General features: G+C 51.8%; 9 protein-coding genes. 7 read left to right on the forward strand and 2 right to left on the reverse strand.

What is annotated here, in order from left to right; genetic code table 11:
• Positions 1 to 75: 75 nt before the first annotated feature.
• On the forward strand, positions 76 to 756 hold the full coding sequence (locus BZK40_RS15565; RefSeq protein WP_165612482.1) for a PadR family transcriptional regulator: 681 nt from the start codon (positions 76 to 78) through the stop codon (positions 754 to 756).
• A gap of 53 nt (positions 757 to 809) precedes the next feature.
• On the opposite strand, the gene BZK40_RS15570 is transcribed toward BZK40_RS15565, so the two are convergent.
• Positions 810 to 2,330: a methyl-accepting chemotaxis protein gene (locus tag BZK40_RS15570; protein WP_079934933.1), complete on the reverse strand. Its 1,521-nt coding sequence runs from the start codon at positions 2,328 to 2,330 to the stop codon at positions 810 to 812.
• Positions 2,331 to 2,760: 430 nt separating this feature from the next.
• Here BZK40_RS15570 and ygjG point away from each other — a divergent pair, with 430 nt between their 5' ends.
• Positions 2,761 to 4,140, forward strand: a complete 1,380-nt coding sequence (ygjG, locus tag BZK40_RS15575) for a putrescine aminotransferase (protein ID WP_167371260.1) — start codon at positions 2,761 to 2,763, stop codon at positions 4,138 to 4,140.
• Between the two features lie 77 nt (positions 4,141 to 4,217).
• Here the strand turns inward: ygjG and BZK40_RS15580 are convergent, their stop codons facing one another.
• Entirely contained in the window at positions 4,218 to 4,550 is a 333-nt protein-coding gene (locus tag BZK40_RS15580; protein ID WP_016157522.1) for a tRNA-binding protein, read from the reverse strand.
• 209 nt (positions 4,551 to 4,759) lie between these two features.
• On the opposite strand from BZK40_RS15580, the gene ebgR reads away from it, so the two are divergent.
• From ebgR to ygjJ, 5 genes are all read left to right on the forward strand, one after another.
• Entirely contained in the window at positions 4,760 to 5,743 is a 984-nt protein-coding gene (ebgR, locus tag BZK40_RS15585) for a transcriptional regulator EbgR (RefSeq protein ID WP_079934935.1), read from the forward strand.
• Positions 5,744 to 5,950: 207 nt separating this feature from the next.
• Positions 5,951 to 9,043 carry a beta-galactosidase subunit alpha gene (gene ebgA, locus BZK40_RS15590; protein WP_079934936.1) on the forward strand — a complete coding sequence of 1,031 codons (3,093 nt, stop codon included), beginning with the start codon at positions 5,951 to 5,953 and terminating at the stop codon, positions 9,041 to 9,043.
• Positions 9,040 to 9,489, forward strand: a complete 450-nt coding sequence (locus BZK40_RS15595; protein WP_003828536.1) for a beta-galactosidase subunit beta — start codon at positions 9,040 to 9,042, stop codon at positions 9,487 to 9,489. The genes ebgA and BZK40_RS15595 overlap by 4 nt, the downstream gene beginning before the upstream one ends.
• A 65-nt stretch (positions 9,490 to 9,554) precedes the next feature.
• Positions 9,555 to 10,988 (forward strand): amino acid permease, encoded by a 1,434-nt coding sequence (locus BZK40_RS15600; protein WP_057067542.1) that lies wholly within the window; start codon positions 9,555 to 9,557, stop codon positions 10,986 to 10,988.
• A gap of 207 nt (positions 10,989 to 11,195) precedes the next feature.
• Positions 11,196 to 12,257 carry a protein YgjJ gene (gene ygjJ, locus BZK40_RS15610; protein ID WP_079934937.1) on the forward strand — a complete coding sequence of 354 codons (1,062 nt, stop codon included), beginning with the start codon at positions 11,196 to 11,198 and terminating at the stop codon, positions 12,255 to 12,257.
• Positions 12,258 to 12,264: the final 7 nt, after the last annotated feature.

A 12,264-nucleotide genomic window follows, 5' to 3' on the forward strand; every position in this document is an offset into this window, starting at 1 on the left:
GAATATAATTTGTAGACTTGCAAACTGATAATTTTTAGATATAAATTAGATATATCTAAATAACATCAGGAGACGATGATGCAAAACCATCATGAAGGTTGCTGTAAGCACACAGAGCACCAACACGAAGGCTGCTGCAAGGGTGAAGGACATCACCATGAAGGCCGCCACAACGAGCACCATGCAGGTTGCTGCAAAGGTGAAGAACATCGCCATGAAGGTTGTAACAAAGAACATCACCACGAGCAGGGTTGCGGACATCGCCACGGTCGTGGTGGCGGCGGTGGTCGTCGTCAGCGGTTCTTTGGCCACGGCGAATTACGCCTGGTGATTCTGGATATCTTGACCCGCGACGCCAGCCACGGCTATGAGCTGATTAAAGCGATTGAAACCCTGACCCAGGGTAATTACACCCCAAGCCCGGGCGTTATCTATCCAACGCTGGATTTCTTGCAGGATCAGGCACTGATCACCGTCAGCGACGAGGAAGGTGGGCGTAAACAGATTGCGATCACGACTCAGGGCCAGCAGTGGCTGGATGAGAACCGTGAACATCTGGAACATATCCACGAACGGATTAAAGCCCGCTGCGTAGGTTTTGAATTACGCAAAAATCCACAGATGAAACGCGCGCTGGAAAACTTCAAAGCCGTGCTGGATCTACGCGTCAATCATGGTGATACCAGCGATGCGCAGATCAAAAAAATCATCGGTATTATCGATCGCGCTGCGCTGGATATTACTCAGCTGGATTAATCTGCACAGCAGGCGGAACCCATATGCCTGACGTTCCGCCTGTATTTTTAGTATTAATGCAGCACCGTAACCGCATCTTCCAGACGACCCGCGCGATGTTTCACCATCGCGGAAATCTGCGCACTCTCTTCAACCAGTTCGGCGTTTTTCTGTGTAATGTTGCTCAGCTCATTCACCGCACGGGTCAGGCTGGAAAGACCATCTGACTGTTCCAGCGTGGAGTGGCTGATTTGGGCGATCAGCTGAGTGACGTTTTGCACCTGCGCCACAATATCGTCCATCGTGCGTCCTGCGGCGTGAACCTGGTCAGATCCGGACTGCACCTTGTCAGCGCTGGCATCAATCAGCTTGCGGATATCATTGGCTGCACTGGCGCTACGGCTAGCAAGATGACGTACTTCTCCCGCCACCACGGCGAACCCTTTCCCTTGCTCGCCCGCCCGCGCGGCTTCAACAGCGGCATTCAAAGCCAGAATGTTGGTCTGGAAGGCAATATCGTTAATCAGCGTCGTAATGGTGCCGATCCGCTGGGTGCTGTTGGCGATATCGTCCATGGTTTTGATGACGGTATCCATCGCCTCACCGCCGTGCGTTGCCGCGCTACTGGCGGCAATAGAGAGCTTATCGGCCGCGGCGGCGGTCTCTGAGTTTTGTTTCACCGATGCCGCCATCTGATTCATGGTGGTCACCGTTTCCTGCACGTTCTCGACAGTCTGCTGCGTATGCTTGTTTAAATCATCGCTGCCTTTCGCCAGCGTTTCGCTGTCGCTGCGCACGCAACTCACCTGGCTGGAGACGTCGTGAATGAGCCAGCGACACATTAACCCAAGCTGGCCCACTGCTCGTAGCATCAGGCCTAGTTCATCACTACGGTTAAGATGCGACACGCTGTTCCGCTCACCGGTCGCCACTTTCAGCGCCTGACGGGTGACATTCTCAATAGGACGCACAATTTGCCATTCGAAAATAGCCGTTCCCAGCACCATCACCAACGCGCTCATCAGCAGTAACGGCCATTCGGCGCCCATTTGCTGCAATGCGACCGCTAGCAGGACAAACAGGAATGCCATCACGCTGCGCACCCGCCAGCGAATCGGCATCGCCGGCAGTTTACCCAGCCAGCCTTTGCGTACCACCAGCCCTTTATGAATACGCCGGTTGCAACGTCCTTCGTTCAGCGCTTTATATAAAGGCTCTACCGCCGCAATTTCCTCGTCAGTTGCCCGGGTACGAATCGACATATACCCGGTCACGCGTCCTTCCCGCACCATCGGCACCGCATTGGCCCTCACCCAGTAGTGATCGCCATTCTTACGCCGGTTTTTCACAATCCCGCTCCATGGCTCGCCCTGCTTCAGGGTGTACCACATATCCGCAAACGCCGCTTTTGGCATGTCCGGATGACGAACCTGATTGTGCGGCTTATCGAGCAATTCATTCAGCTGATAGCCACTGACCTGGACAAATGTATCGTTCGCATGGGTGATATAGCTTTGTAAATCGGTGGTAGACATGAGGGTGATATCATCATCCAGCGGTGTATTTTGCTGACTAACGTAGGGATGAGAAGACATGATTGCGTCCTGTGCAGGTTATCTGGTTGTTAACTCTTTCGGCTTATGTTATTTCGGCGATAATTTTTTTATCTTTAGTTGTTAAATTTGATTTAGATCGCAATTTGCGATTAAACCTCAAAATCTGTACGCATTCTAATCCATTGATTTAAAATACTTTCATCTAGTAACTATTCAACGTCACTTCTACCAGCGCACCGTCACAGTGCAAATATTGCCCATTTTTAGCGCAAATTTGCGTTTACTCGATCTGTTTTCAGGCTTCTGACCTGGGCAAAATGCCAGCAAATGTTAAAATATGGCATTAAATGTTGCGCAAATGAGATGATTCCTGGTATTTATCCCGATTTTTGCTAAGCGCGCCGGAATGGCGCAATCCCTGCAATACTTAAATCAGTATCATGTGATACGCGAGCTCCGGGAGCATATTTTGAACAGGTTACCTTCCAGCGCATCGGCCCTGGCCTGCAGCGCACACGCACTGAATCTCATCGAAAAGCGCACGCTTGATCATGAGGAAATGAAATCGTTAAACCGAGAGGTGATTGAGTACTTCAAGGAGCATGTCAATCCGGGGTTCTTAGAGTATCGAAAATCTGTAACTGCAGGCGGGGATTACGGAGCCGTAGAGTGGCAAGCGGGAAGCCTGAATACGCTTGTCGACACCCAGGGGCAGGAGTTCGTCGATTGCCTGGGTGGTTTTGGAATTTTCAACGTGGGGCACCGTAATCCAGTCGTGGTTTCCGCCGTACAGAATCAACTCGCGAAACAACCTCTGCACAGCCAGGAGTTACTTGACCCTCTGCGGGCCATGCTGGCAAAAACCCTCGCCGCACTGGCGCCCGGTAAACTGAAATACAGTTTTTTCTGTAACAGCGGGACCGAGTCGGTTGAAGCCGCCCTGAAGCTGGCGAAAGCATATCAATCGCCGCGCGGTAAATTTACGTTTATTGCCACCAGCGGCGCATTCCACGGTAAATCACTGGGCGCGCTGTCCGCTACGGCTAAATCCACCTTCCGTAAACCTTTTATGCCGCTGCTGCCGGGCTTCCGTCATGTGCCGTTTGGCGATATTAACGCAATGCGCACCATGCTCAGCGAGTGTAAAAAGACCGGTGACGATGTCGCAGCTGTGATCCTCGAGCCGATCCAGGGTGAAGGAGGAGTGATCCTGCCGCCGCAAGGTTATTTGACCGCCGTTCGTAAACTTTGCGATGAGTTTGGCGCGCTGATGATCCTTGACGAAGTGCAAACCGGCATGGGGCGTACCGGCAAGATGTTCGCCTGCGAACACGAAAACGTGCAACCCGACATTATGTGCCTGGCCAAAGCGTTGGGCGGCGGTGTGATGCCAATTGGCGCGACCATTGCCACCGAAGAGGTGTTCTCCGTCCTGTTCGACAATCCTTTCCTGCATACCACCACGTTTGGCGGCAACCCGCTCGCTTGTGCGGCTGCGCTGGCCACCATTAACGTCCTGCTGGAGCAAAACTTACCGGCTCAGGCGGAGCAGAAAGGCGATATGTTGCTGGATGGTTTCCGCCAGCTTGCGCGGGAATACCCGGACCTGGTGCATGATGTACGCGGTAAGGGCATGCTGATGGCGATTGAGTTTGTCGATAATGAAATCGGCTACAACTTTGCCAGTGAGATGTTCCGCCAGCGGGTGTTGGTTGCCGGCACGCTTAACAATGCAAAGACGATCCGCATCGAACCGCCGTTGACGTTAACGATCGAGCAATGCGATCTGGTATTGCGATCGACACGCAAAGCCCTGGCAGCATTACGGGTGAGCGTGGAGCAAATGTAACAACCTTACCCGGCCTATAAAAGACACTCTTTTGTAGGCCGGATAAGGCGCAGCCGCCATCCGGCAATTAGCCTAACTTAAACAATCCGCACACCAGCAGGCATAAGGCGTTCTGGCGTCAACAGTACGCTTTCACTACCGTCGTCGGTTTCCGCACACAGCAGCATGCACTCTGATGTCTCACCGCGCATTTTGGCCTTTTGCAGATTACACAGCACCACCACCGTTTTGCCCATCAACTCCTCTTCACTGTAGTAAGGCACCAGGCTGGTTACGGTTTGCAGCGTACGCTCTCCCACATCTACCTGTACGATATACAGCTTATCGGCATTGTCATGGCGCTTTACCTGTGCGATTTTTCCAACACGTATTTCCATTCGGGCAAAATCAGCAAATGCGACGGTATCCATTGTTTTCTCCTTTGGTAAAATTTTACTAAATACTAGCAAAATATTTTCCGGGCATTGTTCTCAAAAGCGGGGAAATGACGTACTCATCACACTCTGAAAGCCCAGTTTTACCCCGAGCATGTCAATTAATCATGCTTTTTTTACTGAAAACAGATGAATAGATAAGCACTTCATTTACAATGCGCAGGTAACTCAGGGAAAAGGCAAACATGGCAACACTTAAAGACATCGCAATCGAAGCTGGCGTGTCCCTGGCGACAGTGTCCCGGGTTTTAAACGATGACCCCACGCTGAATGTAAAAGAAGAGACTAAGCATCGCATTCTGGAGATCGCGGAAAAGCTGGAGTACAAAACCAGCAGCGCCCGAAAGAACCAGACCAGCGCGCTCGGCACCCAGCATATTCTGGCGCTCTACAGCTATCAGCAAGATTTGGAAATCAACGATCCTTACTACCTCGCGATCCGCCATGGGATTGAAACCCAGTGTGAGAAACTCGGGATCGAACTGACCAACTGCTATGAGCACAGTGGTCTGCCGGAGGGCAAACACATTACCGGCATTCTTATTGTCGGCAAGCCTTCTCCCGCTCTGCGCGAGGCGGCAACAGCGCTTACCGACAACATCTGCTTTATCGATTTCCATGAATCCGGCAGCGAATATGACGCCGTCGATATCGATCTGGCCCGCATCAGCAAAGAGAGCATCGACTTCTTCATTGCCCAGGGCGTCACCCGCATTGGTTTCATCGGTGGCGAAGACCAGCCAGGCAAGGCCGATATCCGCGAAGCCGCGTTTGTCGAATACGGTCGTCTACAGCAGGTCGTTTCTGAACAGGATATCTATCGCGGCGGTTTCTCCAGTTCATCAGGCTATGAACTGGCTAAAGAAATGCTGGCGAAACCCGACTATCCCAGCGCCTTGTTTGTGGCTTCAGACTCGATTGCCATTGGCGTTCTGCGCGCCATCCACGAGCGTGGTCTGAATATTCCGCAGGATATTTCGCTGATTAGCGTTAATGATATCCCAACGGCGCGTTTCACCTTTCCTCCGCTTTCCACCATTCGCATTCATTCGGAAATGATGGGCAGTCAGGGCGTCAACCTGCTGTTCGAAAAAGCCCGTGACGGGCGTGCGCTTCCCCTGCTGGTTTTTGTTCCCAGCAAGCTAAAACTGCGCGGCACCACCCGCTGAAATCCCCCGTTAACCCGCCCGGTTTCTTCTGATGCCGGGCGCGCATTGTCATGCATTCTTTTCCGCGTCCGAATTATTTTCGTGATCCAGTTAAAGTAAATCACCTCACCCGCTATATTTTAGTAAAACTTTTACTAAAATCACCATCAATTACACTTACCCACCATTACAATGAATGGTTCCGATTTTTCTCCACCGGGAGGCCTTATGAATCGCTGGGAAAACATTCAGCTCACCCACGAAAATCGACTGGCGCCACGCGCATATTTTTTCTCTTACGACTCCGTTGCGCAGGCTCGCTCGTTTGCCCGCGAAACCAGCAGTCTCTTTCAGCTGCTAAGCGGTCAGTGGAATTTTCAGTTCTTTGAGCATCCGCTGCAGGTGCCGGAAGCCTTTACGTCGCAGTTTATGAGTGACTGGGGCAGCATCACCGTCCCCGGCATGTGGCAGATGGAAGGACACGGCAAGCTGCAGTATACCGACGAAGGTTTTCCTTTCCCGATTGATGTCCCCTACGTTCCGACCAATAACCCCACCGGGGCCTATCAGCGTATTTTCACCCTCAGCGAAGGCTGGCAGGGCAAACAGACGCTGATTAAGTTTGATGGCGTAGAAACCTACTTCGAAGTTTACGTGAATGGTCAGTACGTTGGCTTCAGCAAAGGCAGTCGCCTGACGGCCGAATTTGATATCAGCGCGGTGGTGAAGACCGGTGATAACCTGCTGTGCGTTCGCGTAATGCAATGGGCTGATTCCACCTACGTTGAAGACCAGGATATGTGGTGGTCGGCGGGAATTTTCCGCGACGTCTATCTGGTCGGCAAACAGGCGACCCACATTCAAGATTTTACCGTTCGCACCGAGTTCGATGATGACTATCGCGACGCCACCCTCTCCTGCGACATTGCGCTGGAAAACCTGGCCTCCACGCCAGCGATAGCGTCGCTCGAATACACCTTGTTTGACGGTGAGAAGGCACTGCATAGCGGTGTGATTAACGCCCTGAAAGTGGATAAACAAACGCAGACCGCTTTTCATTTCAAGGTTAGCGCGCCGCAGCAGTGGTCTGCGGAATCGCCGTATCTCTACCATCTGGTGATGACGCTGAAAGATGCCAGCGGCAACATCCTTGAGGTCGTGCCACAGCGCGTTGGATTCCGCGATATTAAAGTTCGCGACGGTCTGTTTTACATCAATAACCGCTACGTGATGCTGCATGGCGTTAACCGCCACGATAACGATCATCTTAAGGGCCGCGCGGTCGGTATGGATCGCGTTGAAAAAGATCTGCTGTTAATGAAGCAGCACAACATCAACTCCGTACGCACCGCCCATTACCCGAACGATCCGCGTTTCTATGAATTGTGCGATATCTACGGCCTGTTCGTGATGGCCGAAACAGACGTTGAATCTCACGGCTTCGCCAATATCGGCGATATCAGTCGGATCACCGACGATCCACTGTGGGAAAATGTCTACGTTGAGCGCATCGTGCGCCACGTCCATGCGCAGAAAAATCACCCTTCGATCATCATCTGGTCGCTCGGTAACGAATCCGGATACGGCTGTAACATCCGCGCCATGTATCACGCTGCGAAAGCGCTGGATGACACGCGTCTGATCCATTACGAAGAAGATCGTGACGCTGAAGTGGTGGATATCATCTCCACCATGTACACCCGCGTGCCGCTGATGAATGAGTTTGGTGAATATCCGCATCCTAAACCGCGCATCATCTGTGAATATGCTCACGCCATGGGCAACGGTCCCGGCGGGCTAACGGAATATCAGAACGTCTTCTATCAGCATGATTGCATTCAGGGGCACTATGTCTGGGAGTGGTGCGATCACGGGATTCAGGCTAAAGATGACGACGGCAACGTCTGGTACAAATATGGCGGCGACTACGGCGACTATCCGAACAACTACAACTTCTGCCTTGATGGCCTGATTTATTCCGATCAAACCCCAGGACCGGGACTGAAAGAGTACAAGCAGGTAATTGCGCCGGTGAAAGTGCGCGCACAGGATCTGGCCCGCGGCGAGCTACGGGTAGAAAACAAACTCTGGTTCACCACGCTTGACGACTACACCTTGCATATTGAGGTTCGCGCCGAAGGAGATACGCTCTCTGTTCAGCAGATAAAACTGCGCGACGTTCCTCCCAACAGCGACGCGCTGCTGCAATGCGCACTGCCGGAGCTGGATGCGCGCGAAGCGTTCCTTAACGTCACCGTGACGAAAGATTCCCGCACGTCATACAGCGAAGCCGGGCATCACATCGCGACTTATCAGTTCCCGCTGAAGGCCAGAACGGCGGCTGCCGTACCGTTTAGCCTGCAAAACGCCAACCCTCTGACGCTGGAAGACAGCCGCCAGAGCTGCACCGTTCGCGGTTATAACTTCCATCTGACCTTTTCAAAGCTGACCGGTAAACCGATCGCCTGGAACGTCAATGGCGAAGAGCTGATTACCCGCGAGCCGAAGATTAATTTCTTCAAACCGACCATTGATAACCACAAGCAAGAGTTCGAAGGCCTCTGGCAGCCGAATCATTTACAGATTATGCAGGAGCATCTGCGCGAATTTACCCTTGAGCAAACCGATGATGCGCTGCTGATAACCAGCCAGACCATTATCGCCCCGCCGGTATTCGATTTCGGTATGCGCTGCACCTATCGCTGGCGCATTGCCGCGGACGGTCAGCTGAATGTGGAACTTTCTGGCCAGCCTTACGGCGAGTACCGGGACATTATTCCGTGCATCGGTTTCACGATGGGCATCAACGGTGATTTGGGCCAGGTGGCGTATTACGGACGTGGTCCCGGTGAAAACTATGCCGATAGCCAGCAGGCCAACATCATCGACATCTGGCGCAGCAGCGTGGATGAGATGTTCGAAAATTATCCTTTCCCGCAAAACAACGGCAATCGTCAGGACGTGCGTTGGGCAACGCTAACCAACCGCCACGGCAACGGCCTGCTGGTGGTCCCGCAGCGCCCTGTCAACCTGAGCGCCTGGCGCTATACGCCGGAAAATATCTTTGCCGCACAACACTGCAACGCGCTACAGCGTAGCGATGACATCACCCTGAATCTGGACAACCAGTTGCTGGGCTTAGGTTCCAACTCGTGGGGAAGTGAAGTACTCGATTCCTGGCGCGTCTGGTTTACGTCATTCAGCTACGGCTTCACGTTGTTGCCGGTTTCCGGCAGCGAATCTGGCGCTCAAACCACCGCCAACCGCGCCTTTGGCACCGGGTTCTTTTCCACGAATATGCACAGCGAGAATACAAAATGAGGATCATCGACAACTTAGAGCAGTTCCAGCAACGCTATGCTTCAGGTCGGAAATGGCAACGCTGCGTCGAGGCTATTGAAAATATTGACAATATTCAGCCAGGCGTCGCCCACTCTATCGGTGATTCCCTGAGCTACCGCGTGGAGACAGACTCCGCGACCGATGCGCTGTTTACCGGTCATCGTCGTTATTTTGAGATCCATTACTACCTGCAAGGGCAGCAAAAAATAGAGTATGCCGCCAAAGAGGATCTCCAGGTGGTTGAATATTATCGCGATGAAACCGATCGCGAATATCTGAAAGGTTGTGGAAAAACCGTCGAAGTGCACGAAGGACAAATGGTTATTTGTGACAACCATGAAGCCTATCGTTTTATTTGTAATAACGCAGTGAAAAAAGTCGTACTCAAAGTCACCATCGAAGATGGTTATTTTCATAATAAATAAAAACACAGGCGGCGCCGACGTTGCGCCGCCAGTACCCTATAATAATCAGGAATCGGAGATGTGCTATGTCTGATACCAAACGTAATACCATCGGCAAGTTCGGCTTACTTTCACTCACCTTTGCCGCGGTTTATAGTTTTAATAACGTAATCAACAATAATATTGAGCTTGGTCTGGCATCCGCACCGATGTTTTTCCTCGCGACGATTTTCTACTTTATTCCGTTTTGCTTAATCATCGCCGAATTTGTTTCGCTGAATAAAAACTCCGAAGCCGGTGTCTACGCATGGGTAAAAAGTTCGCTGGGTGGACGTTGGGCATTTATTACTGCCTACACCTACTGGTTCGTTAACCTGTTCTTTTTTACCTCGCTTTTGCCCCGCGTTATTGCCTACGCCTCATATGCTTTTTTAGGCTACGAATACATTCTGACGCCGTTCGCAACCACCGTGTTAAGTATGGTGCTGTTTGCCTTCTCCACCTGGGTTTCGACCAATGGTGCAAAAATGTTAGGGCCGATTACCTCGGTCACCTCCACGTTGATGCTGCTGCTGACGCTGTCCTATATTTTACTGGCAGGTACGGCGCTGGTTGGTGGCGTACAGCCTGCTGACCCTATCACCGTAGACGCAATGATCCCGAATTTTAACTGGGCCTTCCTCGGTATCACCACCTGGATTTTTATGGCGGCAGGCGGCGCGGAGTCGGTGGCGGTTTACGTCAACGACGTCAAGGGCGGCTCCAAATCATTCGTGAAGGTCATTATCATTGCCGGAATTTTTATCGGCGTACTCTATTCCATCTCCTCGGTGCTGATTAACGTCTTCGTCAGCAGCAAAGAGCTGAAGTTTACCGGTGGATCGGTGCAGGTATTCCACGGCCTGGCGGCATATTTCGGCCTGCCGGAGTTGGTCGTGAACCGCTTTGTCGGCCTGGTCTCCTTTACCGCGATGTTCGGCTCCCTGCTGATGTGGACCGCAACGCCGGTGAAGATCTTCTTCTCTGAAATTCCGGCGGGTATTTTCGGTAAAAAAACCGTCGAACTGAATGAAAACGGCGTCCCGGCCCGTGCAGCATGGATCCAGTTCCTGATCGTTATCCCGCTGATGATTATCCCGACGCTCGGTTCCAATACCGTGCAGGATTTAATGAACACTATCATCAACATGACCGCCGCCGCCTCGATGCTGCCGCCGCTGTTTATTATGCTGGCTTACCTGAATCTGCGTGCAAAACTGGACCACTTACCGCGCGACTTCCGTATGGGTTCGCAAAAAACCGGCATTGTTGTGGTGTCGATGCTGATCGTTCTTTTCACCATCGGATTTATTGCCTCTACCTTCCCAACCGGCGGCAATATCATAACCATTATTTTCTATAACGTCGGTGGGATTGTTATTTTCCTCGGTTTTGCCTGGTGGAAATACAGTAAATATATCAAAGGGCTAACCAAAGAAGAAAAAGCTGTTGAGGCGGCCCCTGCTTCAGATATCAATTAATGACTAAAACATAATAACAATAAATAATACTCGCCAAGGCTATAACCAAAATAATTCGAGTTGCATGAAGGCGGCAAGTGAGTGAATTCCCAGGAGCATAGATAACTATGTGACTGAGGTGAACGAACGTAGCTAACGCACATGCAGCTTGAAGTATGACGGGTATATAACAATAAAAATTAAATTTTATTTGCTTAGGATCGAAGCATGAAAAACATTAGCCATTGTTGCAGGGCAATTATTGCCCTGCCCTTTTTCTGCGTCTCCTCTCTGGGTGCAGAAGAAGTTCGCCCTGCAGAACACGACGACACGAAAACGCCAGAAATATCTTCCCCCTCATTTCGCTTTTATGGCGAATTGGGCATGGGAGGATATATGGATTTAGAAGGACAAGACAAACATAAATACAGTGATGGTACCTATATAGAAGGTGGCCTGGAGATAAAACACGGCTCTTGGTTTGGTCTGATCTACGGCGAGGGCTGGACCGTGCAGGCCGACCATCAGGGCAATGCCTGGGTTCCTGACCATAGCTGGGGCGGATTCGAGGGCGGGATCAACCGCTTTTACGGCGGTTATCGTACCAATGACAGAACGGAGCTGATGCTCAGCCTGCGCCAGGACTCTTCGCTGGATGACCTGCAATGGTGGGGGGATTTCACTCCAGACCTGGGCTACGTTATTCCCAACACCCGTGACATCATGACTGCCATTAAGGTGCAAAACCTGACCGGTCCTTTGCGCTACAGCGTGACAGCAACGCCCGCCGGACACCACGACGAGAGCAAAGCCTGGCTGCACTTTGGTAAATACGATCGCTACGACGATAAATATACCTATCCAGCCATGATGAACGGCTATATCCAGTACGACCTGACTGAAGGCGTAACCTGGATGAACGGCCTGGAGATAACAGATGGTACCGGACAGCTGTTCCTGACCGGCATCCTTTCGCCCAACTTCGCCGCCCGCGCCTGGCACCACACGGGCCGCGCCGACGGGCTGGATGTGCCCGGCACCGAAACCGGCTACATGGTCAGCGCGATGTATGAAGCGCTAAAAGGCGTTTACCTCTCCACTGCTTATAGCTACGCCAAACACCAACCGGATCGCGCCGAGGACGAAACCACTTCCTTTATGCAGTTCGGTATCTGGTATGAATACGGCGGCGGCCGTTTCGCTACCGCCTTCGACAGTCGGTTCTATATGCAGAATGCATCTGGCGACCCGAGCGACCAAATCTTCCTGATGCAATATTTCTATTGGTAACAAGGAC

It is taken from the genome of Citrobacter portucalensis, assembly GCF_002042885.1.
Lineage (GTDB): Bacteria > Pseudomonadota > Gammaproteobacteria > Enterobacterales > Enterobacteriaceae > Citrobacter > Citrobacter portucalensis.